This window comes from Burkholderia sp. MS455 (genome assembly GCF_016899445.1).
Taxonomy (GTDB): Bacteria; Pseudomonadota; Gammaproteobacteria; order Burkholderiales; family Burkholderiaceae; genus Burkholderia; species Burkholderia pyrrocinia_C.
Map to the genome: position 1 here is coordinate 2234587 of NZ_CP041778.1, position 23057 is coordinate 2257643.

Genomic DNA, 23057 nt, shown 5'->3' on the forward strand with positions numbered 1-23057 from the left:
GAAGACGAGCACGCATACAATTAAAATGTTATCTTTGCAGTTTGCTTTCATTTCCGCCCCCCTTGCAAATGAGGCTCGGCCGGGAATCGCAAAAATCGGTTCAGTCGCAGCAGTGAAGTCGGCCGAAAGTCTACCCAGAGTTGGTTTGGATTCCTTGCATCTGCAACTGTCAGCATAGGGAAAAGCCCGAGAGGTCCAAGATTTATTCGAAAACTTTCATTTTGCAATCTTTCAATTATTCATAAAATATGACATTTTTATTGAAGGACGCGTGAAGTTTCACACTTGGGGTTCAGGTTTAGGCCTGAACCCCAAAACGTGATTACGTGAATTACGGAGTGCCCGTGAAGTCAGTCCCTTGCACGTAGGCTCCTGTACCAAGCTGCAGGTTTAGCTTCAGGCCCAGAAGGTTCGAGACGGTAAGTTTCAGCCGTTCATTTGTGAAATTCACGGGCACCGATACTGGAATCGACGCGGTATACGATCCCAATAAGCACGCAGACAAGACCTGAGTCACAGTACCAAGATGTCGGAGTGAGCCGCCATTCATATCGGTGGAGTCCAAGCTTACGCTTGTTAAAACACCCACGCCTACCGTGCAAGGCAAGGTGAGCTGGAAGGCGGAGCCACTCTCAAACGTTCCCGTGAGAGTTGGATCGCTGAACCAGGTTACCGAGCTCAGCAAGCCGATCCCCAGCAGAGAAGGAGAGCCCGGCGTCTGATTCATCGTGTATCCACCCGCGGTCATCGGAGCGTCGCTGCCATGCAAGTACAGCTTCAGCGTGTGCGATGGCGGCGGCGTCGTTCCTCGCTTGACGATCGCAAGGCCGGTGGGAAAATTTCCAACCGCTATCGAAGTAGTGACGGTATTGTTGGATGTGTTAATCACCGATACGTTACTCGCCTGTTGATTGGCGACATAGGCTATAGTTCCGCCCGTTGCAATAGCGATCCCAAAGGGAGAGACGAGATTCGATATAGTACTTGTTATGGCGTTGCTTGCCGTATTAATAACGGCCACATCGTTATTGAAGTTGTCGCTGATATAAGCCTTGGTCCCGTCTTGAGTAAACGCGACATCATCCGCTGCCGAGAACCCACCGATTCTGGCTGTCAATGTGTTGGAAGCGGTATCGATCACCGATACTGTCCCGCCGCTGCCATCTGCGACATAGACCTTGGCTCCATTTGGAGTCACGGCAATACCAATTGGATTGCTGCCCGGAAGGGCGACCGTCGCTGTCTCTGTATTGCTAGCCGTATCGATTACCGACACATTGGCCGACGAGGAATTGGCCACATAGACATGCTTGCCGTCAGGCGTTACTGCTATACCATTGGGAGTTTTGCCACTCACAGAAATCGTGGCCGTCACCGTATTCGTTGCTATGTCGATCACTGATACACTGTTTCCCGTAAAGCTCGTTACATAGGCTCTGGTTCCATCTGGCGTGATCGCAATTCCAGCTGGTTTCACCCCAACAGGAATTGTCGTCACAACGTTAGTGATGCTGGTATCGATGACGGAAACATTGTTCGAGTTGGCATTCACGACATAGACATGCGTTCCATCCGGCGTGACCGCGAGCCGAAATGGATTTCCGCCCACCGCAACCGTCGCCACCACAGTGCTGGTTTCCGTGTCAATAACAGAGACGGTATTGTCATTTCGATTGGTGACATAGAGCGCTTCTTTTGGAGCGGCTGCGTAGCTTCTTGCAGTCAGCAGAAAGGAAGCCAACAAGAAAACTATAAAGAGGAAAAAACGATAGTTTCGCATTTTAGGGAACCCTCCCAGCCGCACATGGAATGCAGCCTGTTTAAGAGACATGAACGATCAAATTTTGAATCGACAAACAAATTCGCGGGCATCAGTCTCCAGAATATATAGTGCGACGCTCAGGTGTTTGTGTGATTGAAAAATCCATTGTTGAAGCAATGCTCCATAACACCTTTCCTTGCCTATGGATCGGCGTGTACAGCAAAGGCTTGCGAAATTGCAAACTCTCACGACACAGCAATTCAAGCGTAGGTCACCCATGGTCGAAAAAATGAAGCAATCTGATCAAATTTCGGTCGTTGAAGGTATCCGGATGCGTATTCCACGTAAAACGACCAGCCATTCCACGCGAATGGCGACCAGCGATTCCACACGAATGCGACCAGTTGAGGTCGCGTTGCGGGGTTGAGTGCTGTTACTCCGAATCGGGTTGCGGGGTCAATCCGTTTGCTGGCTTGCGCATCCATTCGCCGCCCATCCAGGAAGAACGCCAATCGCCGATCAGCGAACAAGTCAAATCACGCCGCGTGATCTAGTCAAATCTAGAGGTGGAAAGACCGATCCGTGAGCTCGGATCGGCGCCCTCGTGAATTGTTATCGTTTGCCAAGTCAAGATAGGCCAAACTCAAAACAAAGGCAAAGAGAATTTCGCTCGATGCGTCCCAGCCCACTCTCAGCGCGGCGTTGCATAAATCGATCGTGAAGACGAGGCAAGGCCTATATTCATGATTTCAAGCAATGCGAACCGATTGCGGACGTGCGAGGTCCGCCATGCGGTTGAGCACGCCCACTCGAATGGCCACCTCGGCCGCCTGCGATTCGGTGCGTCGTGGCCACGGGCAGTTTCCCGTGAGCGTCTTGAAGCGATACATTGCGTTCTCCGTGAGCGAGCGTCGATGGTAGCCGCTGTCCTTCTTCCATTCGCGGCGGCCCAGGCGGGCGATCGCATCGTCGTATCGGGGATCACGCGCTTGAATTCGTCGAGGCCGACGGCCTTCATGTCTACCGCGACCGCAATCGTGATGGCCAGCAGTTCCTCCATGCCGGCTTCACCGATCGCCTGCCGAAAACGTCCCAGGTTCGTCGGATCGCACGGCAAGCGCGACTGGAAATAGTCCTCGCCGCAGAAGTACTGGAAGTAGACGTTCTCGGCCCAGCGTTCACAAACGGCTTCGTCCGAGAGGTTGTTCCTTCAGGTACAGCAGCCCGACCATGCGCCGGATCGGCAGGCGCGGTCGTCCCGCCGCGCTCACGCCCGCACCGGCGAGCCTCGGTGCCGGACCGAGCAGATCAATCTCGTCCGTCGCTCGCCCGACATGATCACGATGTGCAACCAGCGGTGCAAGCGTCACTTCGATCTGCGCCCACGGCATGCGCGTGGCAAGTACGGCAAACGCATGGCGCAGATCAATCATCGCGTCCAAGCGGCTACGAAAGAAATCGTCGGTCATCGTGTCCTCGAACTCCCAGGTTCTGAATCAGAACGACATTGCTTCTGGGAGTTCTCCGACTCACAAAACTATCGCGGCCCCTTGCTGCGTACGGCCTCGCAGCGTTTCGCATGTCCGACTTCTATGGGCGGTGAGTGGCACGCATGACGGCGAGTGGCCGCACCGGGGAAGGTCAAGCGCGTTCTGGCGAAGGAGCATCGCGAGCCACGGCTGTCGCTGCCGACGCGCCGTCGTGCCACCATGCAGCGACCGTCCCGTTTCATCGCTTTCCGGAGGGGCTCCGCGGACGGCGAAAGCAAGTTGAAACTATGTGGAAAATGTTCAAACCGTCGCGACGCATGAGGGCTGGCGCCTCCCTCCGCCACGCGCCCCATTGCCATCAACCACGCGTCTGCACACGTGCCTTTCCGTTCTCGAAGACAGGCCGCATCGACCGTGGCAGGCTGATCCAGCATGGGTGACCGGGACATACGGGGCGCGGGCACACTGTGTCGCGCGGCGCGCGGCGGTATGGCTGCGGACACAAGAATCGGGGCGAAAGCGTCGTCCCAGCCCTCAAAAATGCCAGGCGCAAACGTTCTCCCCAAACGCGTCGAATTACCCTACGATATGAATGAAGCATGCAACGTTGGTGTGAATTGTTACTAATTTCTCACCAACACAAAATCGTCCGTCAGGCTGCACGGCGGATGGCACACAAAACGAGAGGAATCCTAAAAAATGACACGCCGCGTGCGATCACATCGCATCCGAACACGACAGGCCGATATGCCACGGTAAGAGCAAGTCGCTGCTGTGCGCGTCGCGCGAGGTTCGTACGTGCCTCCCTCGCGCGACACACGCTGCTCCCAGTGACTGAACCACGCATGGCATCGACGACCGTCGCACCGCCCCGTCCCCAACAACTGACGCGGGCGACACGCCACGCGCGTTCGTCCACGACTTGGCCTGCTCGATCCTGACCGCTGACGCAACCGCCCCCTCCCCCTGGTCCCGCACGGGTTCTTCGCGATGTTCTGCGACGCGCGGCCGGAGCGGGATGGCCACCTGCACCCTATACCGCGAGTGATAAATTGAAGACATTCTTTTTGTCGTGTTACCCGCCGCGCGGCAGAGCGTGCCCATGAGTGCGGTCGTGAAGCGCGGCCGCCCCACGGCCTCCCTAGTCCTGAGTGAATTGGAATACGAACAGCTCACGGCTTTGACGATGCGCCCCCTGGCGACACGCGCGTTGACCTTGCGCGCCTGCATCGTGCTGGCCTGTGCCGAGGGCCTCGATAACAACGCCGTCGCGGCGAAACTGCATATCGCCGCGCGTACGGTCTCGCGGTGGCGTGCGCGCTTCATCCAGGATGGGCTAGACGGACTGTTCGATGCGCCGCGCCCGGGTGCGCCTAGGAAGATCGATGAGTTACAGGTCAATGCCCTGATTGCCAAAACCCTCGAGTCGGTGCCGCCCAACGCAACGCTTTGGACTACGCGCACGATGGCCCACGAGATGAGCATGTCGCAGGCGGCCGTCTCGCGAATTTGGCGGGCGTTCGGCTTGCAACCGCGCCAGCGCCTCAGGCTTTCCGACGATCCGTTCTTTGTCGAGACGGTCCGCGAGATCGTCGGACTGTACCTCGATCCGCCGGTTAAGGTGATGGTGCTGAGCGTGGACGAACAGCACCCGATCCCAGCGCCGGACCACCCGTCGCTGACGCGCCCGAGGGTGCTTGGCGTATCCGAGCAACGCCCGCGCGCGGACCGACACCACGGAGCGCCCCCCGTCATCGCGGCGCTCGACCTCGCTGGCGGTGCAGTCAGCAATGCATTGCCCTGGCGCCAGCGCAGCAGCGCCTTCCTGCAGTTCCTGCGCACCCTGGAAGCCAGCGTGCCACCCGAACTGGACATGCATGTGGTGATCGACACCGACCGGACCCTCAAGACATCCGCGATCCAGGTTTGGGTGGCGCGTCATCCGCGTTTTCATGTGCATGTCACGCCAAGCTCAGCGGCGTGGCGCCATCAGGTTGAACGATGGTTTGCCACGCTTGGCGAACCACTCGTCTGCCGAGGCACCCATGGCTCGACTTGGCCACTCGAACAGGCGATCCGCCAGCATCTCAACCACCTGCCGACCGATCCTCGGCCTTTTGTGTTGACACCATTGGCCGACAATCGCCTCACCGGCAGTGTGTGATTTTAGTTACTTATTTCCGACTCGCGCGGGCTCCCGTCCTACGCAAATGACCTATCCGCACACCTCGAATTGCCCTATGGTATGAAGTCATGAAATGGCACAACCATCGCACCCGTCATTAGTACTACAGCCGTAACTATTTTTATTATATTATGTTAGTAGTGCGATTCAATATATGAGCGATGAAATCACTCGTAAAGTGCTGGGAGCGCGAACTTGAGGCGTTACACGCACGTCTGGCAAACCAGTTCAGTCGGTCCGAGTCGCGTGAGCGGTCACTGTCCTATTTGAAGGGACTGCTGGGTACGGCCGAGCGCAAGAACGGCTGGCAGCTTGCGGAATGGATCGGAGACTCGACCCCTGACGGAGTGCAGTACCTGCTCGAGCGGGCGAAATGGGACGCGGACGCCGCGCGTGACGTATTGCGGCATTATGTGGTTGAGCAACTGGGTACGCGTGACGCAGTGCTGGTGGTAGACGAGACTGGCTTCGTCAAGAAAGGTGAACACTCAGCCGGCGTGCAGCGCCAGTACAGTGGCACCGCCGGGCGCATCGAGAACAGCCAGATCGGGGTGTTTCTCTGCTATGCCGGCAACGGGGGTAGCGCCTTCATTGACCGCGAGCTTTATTTGCCCAAATCCTGGATCGAGGACCCGCAACGCTGCATGTCCGCGGGCGTTCCGGATACGAGGAAGTTCGCGACCAAACCGCAGCTTGCCAGACAGATGCTTGAGCGGGCACTGGACGCGGGGGTGCCGTGCGGCTGGGTGACAGGCGACGAGGTATACGGCGGCGACCGGCATTTACGACTATGGCTGGAGTCGCGCGAACAATCCTTCGTGCTCGCCGTAGCGAAGAACGAGCCGTTGTGGTGGCAGGGGCCGACCTACGTTCGCGCAGACAAGATCGCAGCAAGCCTGCCGGCCGGCGCATGGCGACGTCTGTCGGCGGGCGCGGGGGTCAAAGGCGAGCGTTTGTACGACTGGGCGCTAACTCCGCTCTGGCGTTTGCAGATGACGGCGGAGGAACGTCGATTCGGGCATTATCTGCTGGTAGGGCGCAGCCTTGACGAGAAGCGTGAGCACGCCTTCTACGTGGTGTATGCCCCACGCAGGAAGGCTACGCGACAAACGCTCGTCAACGTCGCGGGCCGCCGGTGGGAAATCGAGATCGGCTTCGAGGCGGCCAAGGGCGAATGTGGCCTGGACCAGTATGAGGTTCGCCGATGGCAGGGCTGGTATCGCCATATCACCTTCGCTCTGCTTGCCCACGCCGCACTCGCCACGCTGCGGGTCCGCGGCAAAAAAAACGCCTGATGGCGTGGTGCCGCTCAGCGTCCAGGAGATCCGCCGGTTACTGTGTCGGCTGTTATGGCGCGCGACCCACTCGATCGATTGCATACTGGAATGGTCCATCTGGCGCCGGACTCATCAATGGCGGGCACAGCAGTCTCATTACCGGAAGCGCGGGTGTTCACCTCCATAGAATTAGTTACGGCTGTAGTATTAGAGCCGCTAACACAACCTGGACATGAAGCCATGAGTGCCATATCCTTGCGGCATGGTCAGACGCAAAATCAGCAATGAGTTATGGGCGGCACTGGAACCGCTGATCCCGGTTTTCACGCCGTCGCCCAAAGGCGGTCGACGTCGCACAGTCGATGACCGCGCAGCGCTGAACGGCATCCTGTATGTCCTGCAAACCGGTATTCCATGGGAAGACTTGCCGCAAGAGCTCGGTTTCGGCAGCGGTATGACGTGCTGGCGACGTCTACGAGACTGGCAAGCCGCAGGCGTGTGGGCGCGATTACATGTGGCGATGCTTCGTCGATTGCGCGAGCACGACCAGATTGATTGGGAGCGGGCAAGTCTTGATGGCGCCAGTGTTTCCAGCCCCCGGGGGGGTAGGAAACCGGCCCCAACCCGACGGATCGAGGAAAGCTCGGATCGAAACGGCACATCGTTGTAGACGCTCGCGGCATCCCACTGGCCGTCACGGTCACGGGCGCCAACCGACACGACTCGATGGCATTCGAACCCACACTGGATGCCATCCCGGCAGTGCCGGGCTTGAGCGGCCAGCCCCGCAAACGTCCGGGAAAATTGCATGCTGACAAGGGCTATGACTTTGCTCGCTGCCGGCGCTATTTGAAGCAGCGAGGCATCAAGGCTCGTATCGCCCGTCGCGGCGTGGAAAGCAGCGAGCGGCTCGGACGGCATCGTTGGGTCGTCGAACGCACGCATGCTTGGTTCGCCGGTTTCGGCAAACTTCGCATTCGCTTCGAACGTCGCCTCGATATTCATGTCGCTTTGCTTGCCCTGGCTGCCGCTGTTGTCTGCTCTCGCTTCGTTGACGACTTGTGTTAGCGACATCCGTTGCCTGCCCGCGCGTCCCTGCCGGAGCGCGCCGCGTTTCACGTCCGATGTCTCGGTGGTACTTCGCCCGCCTTGTGCGGGCTTTTTTTCCGGCGTGTCACCCCATGGCGCGCGACCAGTCAGGTCAGAACGCCGTGCGGATGTCGTCGAGCACGACAGTGACAGCAACCTCGGAGCCAGGCATGCGTCATCCGTTATTGAAATGGGGGCGTCGGTTCCGCCTGCGAAGGCTCGCCATCGCAATGGCAGCGAATCCGGCTTCGCGCGGGTGGGCCGACGCGTGAACGGCCGCGCCGGATTCCGCGGGACCCGCGCTGGAGGCGCAAACGGTCAGGCAGATCGTCCGGACGAGCGTGAGCGGCTCGAAAGTGCGCATCCGCCTTTCCAATCTGTCCGGCAATACGCCGCTGACCGTGAGGCCCGTCCGCGCGGCGCTGCATGCCCGAGGCGCGGATCCGGTCGCCGGCAGCGATCATGCGCTGCTATTCGAGGGCACGCCTCACGTCACCCTTACCACCGGCGACAGTTTATTGAGCGATCCGGTGAAGATGAACTGAGATTGACCCGCCAAAACGGACACCTTCTTTTGAAGAGGAAGCGCCGAGATGGGCAAGACTCGTACGCCGCGCCCGGCGGAGTTCCGGGTGCAGAAGATGAAACTGGTCAAGTCGGAGGCTACCGAGCACCTTCCGCGTCGCCCCGCTTGGACGCCACACACACTTCCGAGTCGCGCCGGTCCGTGCTACCCTGAACGCCACGCTTTCGATGGTTCATCCATGGCCCAGCCGCCCGCCACCACCCCGCACGATGCGCTGTTCAAGCAGTTTCTCACCCACCCCGAAACTGCACGGGATTTCCTCGAACTTCACCTGCCGCCCGCGCTCCGCGAGGTCTGCGACCTGTCCACCCTGCGCCTCGAGTCCGGCAGCTTCGTCGACGACGACCTGCGCCCATATTGGAGCTATCGTTGAAAGTGGTGTATGCGGCGTAGGGTTGAGGCAGGAGAAGGCGGTGGCGATTGAAGGAGAATGTTGCTTCTCACGGTAACACTTCCTCAATCGAACTCCACCACCATGGCGAAACTTACGCAGGATACGAGCGGCAGTCAAACAACAGAAGCAGACATCAAGGGTACGCCCGGCCTGGACGATCTGATCCAGCAAGGGGCGCGGCGGATCATCCAGCAGGCAATCGAGGCGGAACTGGCGGCAATGCTCGAACAGTATTCGAATGTGAAGACGATCGATGGCCGGCGCGCTGTCGTGCGCAACGGGTACCTGCCAGAGCGCGAGATCGTCACGGCAGTCGGTCCGGTGCCCGTTCAGGTGCCGAAGGTCCGCGATCGTTCGGGCTCCGGCATCAAGTTCAATTCGACGATCGTGCCGCCCTATGTGCGCAAGTCGCCGCGCGTGTCATCGTCGCTGCCGTGGCTGTACCTGCGAGGAGTCTCAACCGGCGACATGGGCGACGCACTGTCCGAGCTGCTCGGCGAACAGGCTAAAGGGCTGTCAGCGAGCGTCGTGAGCCGCCTGAAGGCCGCCTGGTCAGAAGAGTACGAGAAGTGGAACAAGCGCGACCTGTCCACCTCGCGCTGGGTCTACTGGTGGGCCGACGGCATCCATACGCAAGCCCGCGCAGAGGATTCGGACGGGCAGTGCCTGCTGGTGATCATCGGCGTGAAACCGGACGGCAGCAAGGAGCGCGTGGCGCTCAACGACGGCTATCGCGAATCGAAGGAATCCTGGAAAGAGCTGCTGCTCGATCTGAAGAAACGAGGTCTGCAGGCGCCGCCGCTGCTTGCCGTCGGCGATGGCGCGATGGGGCTGTGGGCGGCGCTTGAAGAGGTGTTCCCGCAGACACGGCACCAGCGCTGCTGGTTTCACAAGATCGGCAACATACTCAACGTCATGCCCAAATCGCAGCACGGCAAGGCCAAGGTTGCGCTCGCCGAGATCTGGAATGCCGCGACAAGAGCCGACGCAATCGCCGCGTTCAACCAGTTCGTCGACACGTACGCGGCCAAGTACCCAAAGGCCGTCGAGAAGCTCACGAAAGACCGCGACGCACTGCTCGCGTTCTACGACTTCCCGGCCGAACACTGGCAGCACGTGCGGACCACGAATCCGATTGAATCGACGTTCGCGACGGTGCGCCACCGCACGAGCCGCACGCGCAACTGTCTGTCGCGCTCGACCTTCCTCGCGATGGCGTTCAAGCTGATCGAAGCGGCCGAGCAGACCTGGAGGAAGATCCGCGGCGTCGACAGGATCGAACCGCTTCTGAAGGGCATTCCCTTCAAGGACGGCACCCCGGTGATGGAAAGCACACCGGCTCCTCAAGCGCTAGCCGCCTGATCATGCCGCCCGACCCGCGTACACCAGTCTTGACGATTGCTCCCCATATTGCTCTGATATCCTCTGGTCGCTCGACACCCGACTCGGCGACGGCTATGTCTACGCCCTCATCGAGCATCAAAGCACCCCCGATCGCCACATGGCGTTCCGCCTGATGCGCTATGCGATCGCCGCGATGCAGCGCCACCTGAACGCCGGTCACGACGCCCTGCCGCTCGTGATCCCGATCCTGTTCTATCATGGCGTCGTCAGCCCCTATCCCTGCTCGATGCGCTGGCTCGACGCCTTTCCCGACCCGACCATCGCCGCGGCCCTGTACGCCGGGGCGTTCCCGATCGTCGACGTCACCGTCATCCCCGATGACGACATCATGACCCATCGCCGGGTCGCCCTGCTCGAACTGCTGCAGAAGCACATCCGCCGCCGGGATCTCGCTGACCTGCTCGAGCAACTGGTCACGTTGCTGGTGGCCGGGTACACTACCCCTGAACAATTGCGCTCGATCGTCCACTACATGCTCGTGACGGGCGACACCGCTGATCCAGAACGTTTTATTCGCGCGCTGGCGCAACGCGCCCCGCAGCACCAGGAGGCATTAATGACCATCGCTCAGAAACTGGAACAAAAAGGCCTCGAACAAGGTCGCCGCCTCGGTCGCCAGGAAGGGCTTGAACAAGGGCTTGAACAAGGGCTCGAACAAGGGCTCGAACAAGGGCTCGAACAAGGGCTCGAACAAGGGCTTGTTCAAGGCCTCGAACAAGGTCGTCAGGAAGAAGCGCGGAAGATCGCCCGCACGATGCTGGCCAACGGCCTGGATCGGGCGCTGGTGATGACCGTCACCGGGCTGTCCGACGAGGTGCTCAAGCAGATCGCGCACTGATCGGGCCAGCCAGTTCCCGGGCGACGCGTCGTAAGTGCATGCTTGAGTCTGGCCGACACTATCAGGACAGTCGTCGCGGACGTCTCGCTCACGCGCCGGCAGGCGCGCTACCGAGATCGTCAGCAGAAAGTGACGCATCAGCCTTCAACTGCGCCTGTCGCGAATGATATACTGGGGCCGTCCTCAAACGACGTCGTCAGCGCAGAGGAAAACGTCGTCGTATGTCTCGTGACGATCTCGGCTGACCTGGTGGCGCTGACCCTGCGCCTGTATCACGTGGAGAAGTAGCGCTGCAACACCATTGCGCGACAACAACTGCACGTTCATCACACCACCGTGTCGCGCGTGCTGGTTCAGGCTTACCTACTATGGGTGTATCCGACTTCTCACCGGCGCAGACGACTGGCTTGCGGTCCTTGACCTTCCCAGCCCAGACGGTGTTGTTCGAATGCTTACATTTACCCTGACAAGGCTTGCCGATTGGCCTCGCCGGCCGCGCGTGCGACGGTCCGCCACATTTCGATCGGATCATCGTTGGTTGGATGAGGAAGGGTACGAGCCCGACGGATCAATCGAACCAATGCACGATTTTTCTCAACAAATTCTCCGATTTGATGGGCCTTTTTAAAAATCTTCTCTTGAGTAATTTCGACATCACTCTTACCCCAATTCAAATCAATCCGCTCACTCAACTGCTCCATGATCGCATAGCGCAGCGGGGGGAGTGGATCGTTCTCATGACGCTCATAAGCTCGATAAGCTGCTATTAAATAATGAACTGCCTGACGCTCTGTTTCATCAAGCAGCTCATTGAGCTTGAGCGCCTTATCATGACTGATTCCGTGAGTGGCCTTGATAGTATCGTAAGGTATGCTGGTCAGCTCTCTAAACGGAATGCCCAATCCGCTGGCCACCTTGATTAATTTCTTGATATCTCGATAAACTTTTTTTCGCTTGTCCTGCCGCGAATAATAGTGCGTCTCACCAGGCAGCCATGAAGCGACATCGGCGTTGAGCAATGTCTCTCGAATATCCTGGGTTTTGGGATATTGCCCGGGTGCAATCTTGGGCCATTTTGCCTTGTCGATGATGCGGTTGAGGGCCGCATCGAATAAGCGCCCTGCCATATACCGACCCGCGACAGCTCCGGCGATGGTGCCCACTCCCGGCAGGATCATAGTCCCGAGCGCCCCACCGCCTAATGCGGCACCGCTTCGGACAGCAGATCCCGCGAATGCCTTGCCCCCTTGCCGAGCGAATTCGCGTGAGAACAGCCTACTGTCAGTCATCGCCTCGAGTTGATCGTGCAGGATGCCCATCTGTTTTGCCGCTTCACGCAAATAACGGTCCGCTTGCCGGATTGTGTCGATATCTTGGTGGCGCTCCGGACGTGCCGATGTGGCAGCCATCGCCCCTGTCAAGGATGCGCCACTGGCAAGGTAAGGAGCGCCGGGCTCTTCATCGTTGATTCGTCGAGTCCAACCGGGGGTGGTAGCGCGCAGATATTGAAAAATAGGCATAGATTTCGCTGATTGCGCCTCTTAATAGTGACACATGTTCCGTTGGCAGCCTCATCTTTGCATTGCAATAATGACGCGAATGGAATAAATGAGTTTCGGACGAGTACAATATACCGGGTCGGCTATTCCATTTTGGCGACAAGTATTATCGGCTAAATCAGAATGCAAAAAAAATCAATTCCGTCCCGCTGGGGAAGCGGCAAGCATCAAGCGACCGAGCGTATGCTATATTTATAGCTGGGCGCATGAGAAATCGCAAGTCAGCTGCAATCGAATGAAGTCGAGCCACAATCATCGGCAGCACCGAAACAGGCGAGTGACTGGTATCGCCAAAAGGAAATGGGTCCGGGATACCTCGACGCTGTTAGCTGGCCGTTAAAATATCCCGGCGGGTCAGTTCTGCTTGGACATCAACACTTACCCGGCAAGCGATTTCTAGTCAATATGTCCGGGAAAACGTTGGCGAGCTACACCAAGATCAAACCACGATTGTCTAACTCTGACGGACTTGGGGTTATTGGTGACGGCACGAATCCACGCTGAGTCGTTTGCAGGCACCCATTGGGCGTCGCGCGTGCGAATATGCTTATTTTGTTGAGCCCACAAGTGCATCTTCAACTCAAAATCATCGCAGTAGTTGCGGGCCTCACAAACGATACCGGCCCACGGATCAACAACCCAACAATCTTCATAATCGGAAAAACGGACATGATCGCGTGCCGTAGCCGGCGGGCGCCCGACCAACGTAAATCCATGCGTCCCCAGATCATCCACTTGATACTGCTCAGCATAGCCACCACTCCGATTGATCATCTGTGCGGCCGCCCCTGACATTTCGCCGCAGTTACCTGCTCCCCGCTCCATCGCCTCCGTATAATCGACCAGCACGGGGCCATTCTGCATAGCTCGTTGTGTCCTGGCTATTTGAGTCTGTTGAATATCGCATATAATAGGATATGCGCGCTGTGCCCGCTGTATGCTGGAGATATCTCCCTGCCGCCGCTTGTTGCCAGATTTTATTCCACTCGTCTTAAAACGACTTCTCACCATCGCAAATGCCCAACGTGCAAAAGTTTGATTGCGATCCGTGGACGGGAAGTCAGGTAAAGTCGGCCAATGATACTGCTGATGTGACGAATGTTGAGTTTCATCTGCAGCTAATGATCGCATCTGCCTCTGAAACTCTTGCTCGTTAAATTGAGTCCAGCTTGCCGAGGAGGCGTGTTGCCCGCTATTGGCATCTGAATTTTCTAGCGGCGTGACCTGATCAAAGTAAAGATCGTCTAAATTTAGTAGCGGAAAATTTGTGCCGGGCAGCGAGCTGCTGTCAGCCTGATCCCGCTCTTCAGCGTCACGGCGACGGCGAGCGGGTTGAGTTTGAGGCAATTTCGGATGATACATGACTGCACCTCAGTGTTATTGAGTTGGCGCTGGCGAGTCGAACAGGCAATCGCCACGCCATGGATAGAAAATAGTCCAATCTGGAATCAATTGCCAGCATTGTCGACGAATGAGCAGATCTTATACCTGCTACATACCTGCAAACTGACGTGCGACATGCTAGCCCCCTTTTTCAGATGCTTCTCATCTGATTACTTGCATCCACCACGGCGTGCGACCTCAAAATCATGAAGCGTCCATCAATCGATTCACGGCGAAGACGGCCCGTACTCACGCGAAATGGCACCCGCTCCGAAACGCTGTGCGTCTACCCATCTAGAGTCTCTGTTCGAACATCTTGATACCTAAACTAAAGCAAACCGGCTCAAGCCTGCGACTTCAATCTCACGGTATAAAATAAACGTGCAATGCAATTCCAGCACACCCCGCCATCGATAATTGGCCATCCGCTTTTTTAAATACCCGTCGCGCTCCGCCACCTTCAATTCCGGTGTACCTTATACGCTCCGCCAACTGCCCCTGAGGAATATTGCCAATCCAACACAATCATCATTGATCACTCATCAACCATTCAATTTTAAGCTCCGCGCACTAACTCGATACGGCAGCAGGCTTAGCCTCATCATCGGATGGGAAGTCCATCAGGAGATCTCCAATCACGCTCTTTCCAACCGTCGTCATATAACCGAAGAATGTCGTGCTCGGTAACCATTCAGTAAAAAGCTTGTATATTTCATCAATGTAACTACCCACGTCCAATACATCATCTGGCACGATCTCAGGATGCCGCTTGGCAAAGCGTTCTTTGAAAATATGGCTGAATGACCTTTTGACATTTTCGGGCAACACCTCAACGAAAGCAGCACCACGCCCCTTCGCGTAACGCCCTGTCATTTCAAGCATTCCCGGGACGTATCTGCCGATCAAGTCTCCAAGCATCTCGTTGGCAATCGATATCAAAGCATCGCACACGGCCCTTCGTCGATCGTCGGGGCGATCAGCCAGATCGGCACGAATAAGGCCCGGCAGTGTCGAACTAAAGAAGGTCAATAAAACTTGAGTCTTGAAGCTACCATAAGCGGCAGACACGACACTGCTCGAGCCAAACGTAATAGGTGCAGTCGCGGCCGCCAGCAAGGTGCCCATTGCATCGATGATGCCGGCGGCAAAATCCGCTCTGGACTCGCCCTTCGACTTCACCAGGTAGTCCATATTGGCATCCAGGGATTGAATGTGAGCGGAAGTCAGTGCTTCCGTTACGTTCTCTGATTCCTTGAACCACAAGATCGGCTGGTTATCCAGTCCCTTCTGTGATGCCCGGCTTCGTCCGCCTCGTACATTGTAGCCCGTCTTTCCGTCTGAATTCATGACGCTCGCAAAACTTGCCTGGCGCCCCAATGGCAAATGTCGCCTCATAAACTCGCCTAAATCCTCGCGATTTTCTACGGCTATTGAATAATTGTTGGCTCTGATTTCGTAATGGCGGTCATCATGCAATGAAATAATTGTACCGTTATATTCTCGCTCGATCTCGTTATATCGATTCCGCTTGCTCGACGCCTCCTCGTATGGGATAAATAGCAAACCCGGCACCACCTCATTGCCTACATAAACCAGGTGAGGATTCTCGCCACTTGCAATATAGTTCCTGGCGGCCGATTGGCGCGGCGACACCTCCTCCAGATTTGCCTCGGAATATCGAGTCACCGCGGATTGGCGAAGGAACTCAAATAGCTGAAATACTTTATTTCTTATGTCCGGATTGCTCATCTGCGCACGCAACTCTCGCAAATAGTCAACCTGCATATCAGCTTCGATGATGGCATCGGTTGTTTCCTTGGGAATTTCCTCTGGAAACACAATGCTCATCTGATTTTCATAAAAACCCGAATCTCGAACATGTCGACGCATTAAAATGTCACGAACCGTATAGGGCCCACCTGGTACTTCCGCGCGAGGAACGATAATTCCGGTGGGGTTTTTAACCAGATCCAGCGTAGCAACCGAAACATAGACTTTGACGGGCATATCTGCTCGCAGCCCGAGCCCACTTGCCCCTGTCCTGGCTGCAATCCCGTCGATATATTGATCAATCCATGCATTGATATCAAGTACGGGGTTGCTGCTGGCCTCACTCGCGTCGAAAAGCAAGTCCATCGCCTTCGAAAAATCCGCCTCCATGGCTTGCTTCGTTCGGGGATCCACCTTTGACCAAAAGTCATTGATATTTATTTTTGCTCTCAAATACAAATAATCAATTACTTTGCCCAAGATCGCATCACTTTTCTCAGTGGAGAATCCGGTTGCGTCGCTGATGACTTCCTCCGCTGGTTTAAAATCCAACAGAAGGGAAAGCAACGTGTGCTGCATCGTCCCCTTACTGTGATGCATTGAAGTGAATACCCTGGAATCCTTTCTTATCCCGTATTCTGCTTCCATCATTTGAATAAAGGCCAGATCGGTTTGACTCAGCCTGCTGCCCACACTCCGCTTAACGCGACCTGTGCGTTGACCACGCTCACCTAAATCAGTGGAGGGTTGCTCCATCCCGGCCGGGCGCTCTCCTTGAGGGGCGGTATTGACGGGGTGGGCGATTGGCCTTTCGGAGATTCCACGAGCTTCAGCAGCGTCTTCGCTCATCTGCGTCAAACTCGAGAACAACGCCGCACGCTGAGCCTTCAACTTCTCGATCTGTACGTCGCGGTATGTCGTCAGGCCTGCCCCCCAGCCAACGTCGGTCGCGAGTCCCGTGGCCGGTTTGGCATAGCCGGTGACAAACGCCCATCGATCGGGGTCGTTCCCCGCTAATCCACGATAGACACCGTAGCCAAACAGGCCGACGGCCAACACGCGATCGGCGGCAGGCGGCAAAATATAGGTAAAAAGTCGGAAGATCAGTTTGAAAATCTCGCGCTGAACGTACTGCTTGATTGCGGCATGGGGATAGTCCTGGCCTGGCCGCACGGAGCGCTTGAGCGCGCGCACGCCCAGCGGAATGAGAAACGGCGCCAAGGCGATTTTCAGCCACCCGAAATGCAGGCGGGTCAATTTCCGGACGGGTGCCATCGACATCATGGTGTTGAGCATTGCGTCGCCCTGGCCGGCCACCCACGAAAAATAACCCAGCGCCAGATTGGCCCCGACTTTTTTTGTCCCCCATTCTGCAAGATACTGGTCAATCGATTTGCTGCCCGCCAGCATTTGCTCGGCCGTCGCGGGCCATAAAACGCCGCCCTTTTGCGCATCCCTGACTGCATTTTCGATGCGCTTTGTCAACAATGCGCCTTCCGGGTCTTTTTCTGTCGCAAGGTCACGGGCAATTTCAGCGCTCAACTGCTCCATGGCGCGATCCACGTCGCCCATGCTGGCATCCGGATGCTCGTTCCGATAGGCCTGCTTTTCTTCATGAATCCATTGGCCGATGGCCTTGGCCAGCATACCACCGCGCGAATAGTGGTTCACCGATTCGCCCGCGTAGCGCTGGGTCGCTACCTTGATGCGTCCTTTGACCTGTCGAGCCGCATCCAGCGCATCGGTCGCCCGCTCCAGCGCGGCCGCCCACTCACCCTTGTCCGCATGGTGCACGGCATCTGCTAGGTATTGTGCAGCGCTCTGGAGTTTCTCGGCTTCCCTTTCGAGCGCCTGCGCCAACCCGGCCTGCTGCGCATTCGCCTCGGCCCGTTGCGCTTCAGGTGCCGCCCCGGAAGCCTCAGCCTTACCCATGCTCAGCGCTTCCTGGCGAGCGCTATCCACCACACTCTGCGCAATCTGCCCGACAAAGCGGGTCGTCTGCTCGAGCGACGCGTGTGCGGCCAGGATTTCGTCCTGACGGGCGTGGGCCTTTTGCGCTCGTCTTTCTGCTCGGGTCACGGGCTCGCGATGCCGCTCCAGTATCGTCGCGATGGCCATCAACTCCGGCGAGCTGGGCGTCTCGGCCGGGGCAGTGACCGGTGTCGCGGTCGAGGCAGATTGGACGCGTCGGCTTCTGGCCGCCGCGCGTTGCGCCCGCACGAACGCGTCTTGCGCCGCTTGGATATTCTTCACAGGTTCGATCAGCCACTGGGCGACAACCAATACCCTTTGCGTGTCGGCCAACAACGTCTGTGGCATGCTCTTTAACGCCGCCGTCACGGCTTTGTCACGGCGGGCAAACGGCAGACCGACGCGACTTGGCAGGCGCGACACGCTCCCCAGGGTCTTGAGGACTTTCGTGCCGGCCAGACTCATCACATCATCAGCCCGGTGCAGCCAGGTTTGCGCTTCTTTCCTGGTTTGAGCAAATCCTCGCCCCATCAGAACAAACGCGTCCGCAGACATGGCATTGGCCTGTGCCAGACTGGTGGGAAACTCCGCCGCAAGGGCGCGCACATCAGTCGCCGCGCTCATGACTTTGGCGCCCGCTTGACCGACTCGCGACTTCTTGGGGAGCTTGATTTCGTCGCGCAGGCTTTTGAGGGTGGACTCGATTGCCTCGAGCATGCGCCTGCCCTCCATCACTAACCCGGATAACCTACCGACGGGGTCCACCGCCGCAGACAGCTCACCGAGCGGATCGTGCCGCAAGATGGCCAACAACTGCATTTCCGCTACCCGATCCGACGCCGCATTCGCCGCCTGGTGCGTCAGCAGCATCCGGACGCTCAACTCCTCCTCGGCCGCGGCTTGTCCTCGCTTGATTGCGGCCTCCTGAATGAGCGCCATCTTTGCGTGCAGCGCCGTCGGGGCGCTTGCCCAGGCCTGGACCATCCTTTCATTCTTCCGGATATCGGAGTCTGGCACCTGCCCTGGGTTGGCGAGCAGCAAACGCCCCGCATCCTGCAGCAGTTGCTCCTCGACGATCGCACCCAGTCCGACCCATGCCCGAGCTTCAAACAAGTTGCCGACGTCACTCAATCCGACCGACGCGACCGTCAATGACTCGACGGTGTCGTTTAACGCTTGCGCGACCACCCGCAGCGTATCGGAGGGCGTTTGGGCTTCCAGGGCTTCCCACAGACTGGCGTGAACGGTCCCCAAGCGCTCAGCGAGCGCACGAAGCCCATGCGCGACGTGCTGGATACGCGCGTCCTTTCGTTCCTCCTGAAGGGCCGTCACGGCCTGATCCAACCGCACCCAACCGGCGTGATCAAACCCCAGCCTTTGCCGATTTCTGCCGCTGCGCTGATACTCTTTCAACAGCGGCCGCTGGTGTGCACGGTAACGTGCCTGAAAGACGGCGTGCATCGATGCGGGTGTTGTCTCTTCGTCTTGCTCGTCCCTTCTTTTGCGATTATCGAATCGCGGATGCTGCCCCCATTCTTTGTCGATGCCCACATCATGCTCCTTATGTTCCCTTGCGACCTCACCGTCCAGGAGAGCAATCGGATGCAACTTTCATCTGTGGCAGCCATGCCGCGAGATCCGGTTGCCAGCCACATTCGTACGTGAATCACAGCGGTCGGCCTGCTTTAAGCTAGATGCCTCGTTGATGACTGATGGATCTGTCACCCACATGTCTGCCCTCCCGGCGAGATTGCGCCGAGTCACGTCTCGTCGTCAAGGCTGCACAGGAAGTGCCCTCTTGTCCTTCTCCTGTTGTAGTGGGGGATCTCGTTTCAGCCTATCACAATTATCAAGAATCCTTATTGATACGCTTGATTAACGATAACGTAAATGGCCCCCCGTCATTGCGCGGCGTCAAACTCGTGCCGAGCGTGCCAGGCTATGTCGGGAAGACGAAAAGATTGCCAAAGCGACGCAACCCCCCATGAACCGCATCGACGATGGCCCCTATCCGGCGCGCGGCGCTGACACCAACCAGTCGGTCCCCGGATCCTTGATCGCAATCAGCCACGAACCCGCTGCTTGATCCGTTTGAGAGAGGCTCCGGCAGTTCTCACCGCCAAAGCCGAACCCAGGCCCCATCATGCAGATCGACGCGGCTCAGAACAGCTTGCTGCGTACATTCTCAAGGCCCAGTCGACCACAGCACCTGACTGCAAAGTGAACGCTTCCAGGGTTTATTGCGTATGTTTTACACGATGCTTTAACATATCCGCCCGCCTTGAAAACTTTTGTCCGCATGCATCACACATAAACGGCCTGTCTCCAGTATGTTTTGGCATATGCGCCTTAAGATTGTCAGAGCTTCTAAACGACGCATTGCAGATGCTGCATATGTACGGCTTCTCCCCGGTATGAATTCGATTATGCCTGTCAAGGTTGCTCCAACTCTTGAATCTTTTATCGCAATGACTGCATGCATAGGGGCTTTCTCCCGTATGCTGCCTCTTGTGCTCCTTGAGTCGAGTCGATGTTTTAAACCACTTAGCACACACATCGCAAACAAAAGATTTATTTTCGGCGTGCTCTTGCTTATGCCGAGAGAGTGAGGCTGCGCTCGGAAATCTCGAATCGCAGACCGTGCAAGCATACGGTTTTTCGATGACATGCCTTATTTCGTGCTTCTTAAGATCTCTAGAACTCCTGAACCATTTATCGCAAACACCGCAAACGAATGACTTTTTATCAGCATGCTCCTGATTGTGCGCTACGAGACTTCTTTTATGTTTGAACTTGGCGCCACAAATCTGGCACATGTAAGGCGTTTCGTCCGAATGAGATTTCTTATGCTCCTTAAGATCGCTCGACGCCCCAAATAATTTCCCACAGGTATCGCAAGCAAAGGCCTTTCCATCCGTATGCATCTTTTTATGCCTTGTGATGGATCCTGGATGCAGATATTTTGCACCACAAACCTGACAATCGTAAGATATTTTGCTCACAGCCGTTCGATTCTTCTTGGGGTCATTCAGCCCATCAGAAGGCCTATCCTGGGAATCGATGCCAAGGAACTCCTCCCTGAGATGTGTTTTCCTGTGCCGAGCGAGGGACATTGAATTACTGAATACTTCACCGCAACTCGTGCATGAGTAAGTCCTCCCCTCATCATGAGTGAGCTGATGCATTTTCAGGGCACGTCGACTTGAATAGGTTTTATGGCAGACATCACAAACGAACGTTTGCTTCTCAACAGGAATCGGCGCCCGCTTCCCAATGGAATTCGAATCTGGAGTGGCTTTTCTATGAGCCTTGTGCGGATGAGATTTTTCGCCGGCGTGACTGTGCTTCTGATGTCTTTTGAGCCCGCTTGACGTTTTACACCCTTTCCCGCAAACCTCACAAATCTTGACGGGCTTCGGGTCCCCATGCACATGAAACATGTGGTGATTCCAACCGTCCTGGGTCTTGAGCTGCCGACCGCAGAGCACGCACGGAGGCGGCCAATCCGCGTGAGCGCTGGCCTGCTCCTTCTTTTGTTTCCGGGCCCGGCCCGGCCTCTTTTCGCTGACCGGGAGCGCTGCGTGAGCCGCCTCGCGCGGTAAAATCACCGCGTAATGATGATCCGTCTGCATGACTCGAATGAGCCGCGTCGGGTCCGCCGGACTCTCATTCACGACACCATGCTCGTCCATATAGGACGGCACGAATGCCCCATTCGCATCGTCCATCGAAATCGCCGTGATCGGGCGATACATCGCCACCACGAACCCCTCGTCGCCTCCTGCTATCCCATAGGCCTCATTCAGGTTCCTGATCAAGCTCCGACCATGGCCGCCTCGGTCCGCATCCAGTGCGAGCATCGCCGTCGACATACCGCCATGCCCCGGTTCATCAACGAAAGTTTGACGCTGCTTTTGCACCGCCCCTTCCAGGGTGGTCTCCTCAATCGGGCGCCGCTGCGTCGCTCGAGCCCCCATGTTCAACGCATACAGCGAGCAATTATTTCCTCGACCACTCGTCTCCTGGATCTCCAGTTCCTGCGTGGCAAGCCACTCGACAAATCGCGCCAGATACCGATCTTCCAGTTCACGCTGCGCGGCGAGTGCGGCCTCGTACGACGCGTCATCCATGACGTCTTCGGCCGCGGCATCTTCGTTCAACACCGCCATGGCCAGTGCCAGGACATCCTCGACCTGTCCTGGCTCATCGGTCTGTGGCTCGGGGTCATTCAACACCGCCATGGCCGTTTCCAGGATGTCCGCGGACTGTCCCGGCTCATCGGCCCGTGTCCCCGTGTCGGCCAGCGCAACCGACGGGTATGCGGAATCCGGCGACGGCATCATCTGCGCCTGATCATCGGCACCGGTGTCGACCGTGTCGACTGCCATGGGCTCAGTGTCCGGCATCATCGGACTTGTCTGGGGCGACTCCGACATCGGCGCGATGGGCGACGGCGCGCGCGCTACGGCCTGCTCCTCCTGCCTGACCTGATTGATGTATTTCGCCACCGTATTCACCCGCCGGAGCAAGGTTTCCTCAGGCCGACGCTCGCCCGACGGTCCCGTCACAAACGCACACCAGTCGCTGCGATGATGCGTCTGCCGGCTACCACTCGAATTCATCAAGGCCGTGAGCGCCCTGACGGCCTCACCCCTCTTCCAGAAATATTGCGCAAACGCGCTAACCTCATGCGGCGACAACCCCTGCCCCTGGGGTACAGCGTGGACGATCGGTTCAAGACTCGACCACGGCGAACGTCCTGCCTGATCCACCCGACCAGGCACAGGTGCGGGAATACTGATCGCAGCGCGCCAACCCCTTGACTGACTCGGCAAAACAGGCAACGCTCGAATGGCTCCGCTGGCATCCTGAAGGTGAATCGGATGTTCGATCCTCCAGGCGAGATAGCCGACCGCCGTATCAAAGTCGCCCCGATCGGCATTCTCCGGCCCGCGCAACCATTCCCTGAGCTGCTTCTTGACCTTTTCGCTGCCTGAGACACGAGGACCTGTGTCGGCGCTGTCGGCCGGTTCGTACTCACTACGCCGGCGACTTGTTCGGCCTGAACCGCCTGCGCGCCCCTCCTGGTTCTTGTACATATGCCTGATTTCCTTGATGCGATAATTGTCGATGCATTAAATGGCGAGAATGAGGCAAAATATTTTTATGAATTCGACGAAATATATAATTTCAAATCGAAATTAACGATCGAATATGGCACCAACGAGTTAATGAACGGCAGCGATAACACTACCCCGTCAATTTCAGAATCTTGGATTGCCCTAAATCGCGAGCGCTCTCTGCTCGATTAGCCTAGATGAGGCTTCGGCACGTTCTTCTCCGAAGCCC

Annotated in this window: 10 protein-coding genes and 5 pseudogenes; 7 read left to right on the forward strand and 8 right to left on the reverse strand. The window is 57.3% G+C overall.

Translation table 11 applies throughout. From position 1 onward, the window contains the following. Positions 1–331 precede the first annotated feature (331 nt). The 4 genes and pseudogenes from FPJ27_RS14795 to FPJ27_RS14810 form a co-directional block, all read right to left on the reverse strand. Positions 332–1831: a YncE family protein gene (locus tag FPJ27_RS14795; RefSeq protein ID WP_204421610.1), complete on the reverse strand. Its 1500-nt coding sequence runs from the start codon at positions 1829–1831 to the stop codon at positions 332–334. 680 nt (positions 1832–2511) lie between these two features. Beyond that, positions 2512–2730: pseudogene (locus tag FPJ27_RS14800) on the reverse strand (IS5/IS1182 family transposase); the annotation flags it as partial. Between the two features lie 134 nt (positions 2731–2864). Next, positions 2865–2909, reverse strand: a pseudogene (locus tag FPJ27_RS36510) (hypothetical protein); the annotation flags it as partial. Positions 2910–2940: 31 nt separating this feature from the next. Continuing rightward, the gene (locus FPJ27_RS14810) at positions 2941–3231 is read right to left on the reverse strand and encodes a hypothetical protein (RefSeq protein WP_204421611.1); all 291 of its coding nucleotides are present in this window, start codon (positions 3229–3231) and stop codon (positions 2941–2943) included. 1123 nt (positions 3232–4354) lie between these two features. Here FPJ27_RS14810 and FPJ27_RS14815 point away from each other — a divergent pair. The 7 genes and pseudogenes from FPJ27_RS14815 to FPJ27_RS14845 all read left to right on the forward strand — a co-directional run bounded on the left by FPJ27_RS14815 (position 4355) and on the right by FPJ27_RS14845 (position 11025). Beyond that, positions 4355–5416: an IS630 family transposase gene (locus tag FPJ27_RS14815; RefSeq protein WP_204421612.1), complete on the forward strand. Its 1062-nt coding sequence runs from the start codon at positions 4355–4357 to the stop codon at positions 5414–5416. 182 nt (positions 5417–5598) lie between these two features. After that, positions 5599–6901 (forward strand): annotated as a pseudogene (locus FPJ27_RS14820) (IS701 family transposase). 75 nt (positions 6902–6976) lie between these two features. After that, positions 6977–7782: pseudogene (locus FPJ27_RS14825) on the forward strand (IS5 family transposase). Between the two features lie 362 nt (positions 7783–8144). Further along, positions 8145–8348 carry a hypothetical protein gene (locus FPJ27_RS14830; RefSeq protein ID WP_204421614.1) on the forward strand — a complete coding sequence of 68 codons (204 nt, stop codon included), beginning with the start codon at positions 8145–8147 and terminating at the stop codon, positions 8346–8348. A gap of 219 nt (positions 8349–8567) precedes the next feature. Continuing rightward, positions 8568–8753 (forward strand): annotated as a pseudogene (locus FPJ27_RS14835) (Rpn family recombination-promoting nuclease/putative transposase); the annotation flags it as partial. 66 nt (positions 8754–8819) lie between these two features. Continuing rightward, positions 8820–10145 carry an IS256 family transposase gene (locus FPJ27_RS14840; protein WP_239483157.1) on the forward strand — a complete coding sequence of 442 codons (1326 nt, stop codon included), beginning with the start codon at positions 8820–8822 and terminating at the stop codon, positions 10143–10145. A gap of 58 nt (positions 10146–10203) precedes the next feature. Further along, positions 10204–11025 carry an Rpn family recombination-promoting nuclease/putative transposase gene (locus FPJ27_RS14845; RefSeq protein ID WP_239483312.1) on the forward strand — a complete coding sequence of 274 codons (822 nt, stop codon included), beginning with the start codon at positions 10204–10206 and terminating at the stop codon, positions 11023–11025. A 458-nt stretch (positions 11026–11483) separates the two neighbouring features. Here the strand turns inward: FPJ27_RS14845 and FPJ27_RS14850 are convergent, their stop codons facing one another. From FPJ27_RS14850 to FPJ27_RS14865, 4 genes are all read right to left on the reverse strand, one after another. Further along, a complete protein-coding gene (locus tag FPJ27_RS14850; RefSeq protein WP_204421615.1) occupies positions 11484–12434 on the reverse strand; it encodes a hypothetical protein in 951 nt (316 codons plus the stop codon). A 546-nt stretch (positions 12435–12980) separates the two neighbouring features. Then, entirely contained in the window at positions 12981–13946 is a 966-nt protein-coding gene (locus tag FPJ27_RS14855; RefSeq protein ID WP_204421616.1) for a hypothetical protein, read from the reverse strand. A gap of 591 nt (positions 13947–14537) precedes the next feature. Next, a complete protein-coding gene (locus tag FPJ27_RS14860) occupies positions 14538–19259 on the reverse strand; it encodes a hypothetical protein (RefSeq protein ID WP_204421617.1) in 4722 nt (1573 codons plus the stop codon). Between the two features lie 686 nt (positions 19260–19945). Then, positions 19946–22807, reverse strand: coding sequence for a C2H2-type zinc finger protein (locus FPJ27_RS14865; RefSeq protein ID WP_204421618.1), 2862 nt, complete (start codon positions 22805–22807; stop codon positions 19946–19948). Positions 22808–23057: the final 250 nt, after the last annotated feature.

What these genes read in the sequence shown, in the direction of transcription:
- FPJ27_RS14855 (WP_204421616.1), bottom strand. Translation starts at nt 13,946, where the DNA reads ATGTATCATCCGAAATTGCCTCAAACTCAACCCGCTCGCCGTCGCCGT.
- FPJ27_RS14865 (WP_204421618.1), bottom strand. Translation starts at nt 22,807, where the DNA reads ATGTACAAGAACCAGGAGGGGCGCGCAGGCGGTTCAGGCCGAACAAGT.
- FPJ27_RS14795 (WP_204421610.1), bottom strand. Translation starts at nt 1,831, where the DNA reads ATGTCTCTTAAACAGGCTGCATTCCATGTGCGGCTGGGAGGGTTCCCT.
- FPJ27_RS14810 (WP_204421611.1), bottom strand. Translation starts at nt 3,231, where the DNA reads ATGACCGACGATTTCTTTCGTAGCCGCTTGGACGCGATGATTGATCTG.
- FPJ27_RS14840 (WP_239483157.1), top strand. Translation starts at nt 8,820, where the DNA reads ATGTTGCTTCTCACGGTAACACTTCCTCAATCGAACTCCACCACCATG.
- FPJ27_RS14815 (WP_204421612.1), top strand. Translation starts at nt 4,355, where the DNA reads ATGAGTGCGGTCGTGAAGCGCGGCCGCCCCACGGCCTCCCTAGTCCTG.
- FPJ27_RS14850 (WP_204421615.1), bottom strand. Translation starts at nt 12,434, where the DNA reads ATGGCTGCCACATCGGCACGTCCGGAGCGCCACCAAGATATCGACACA.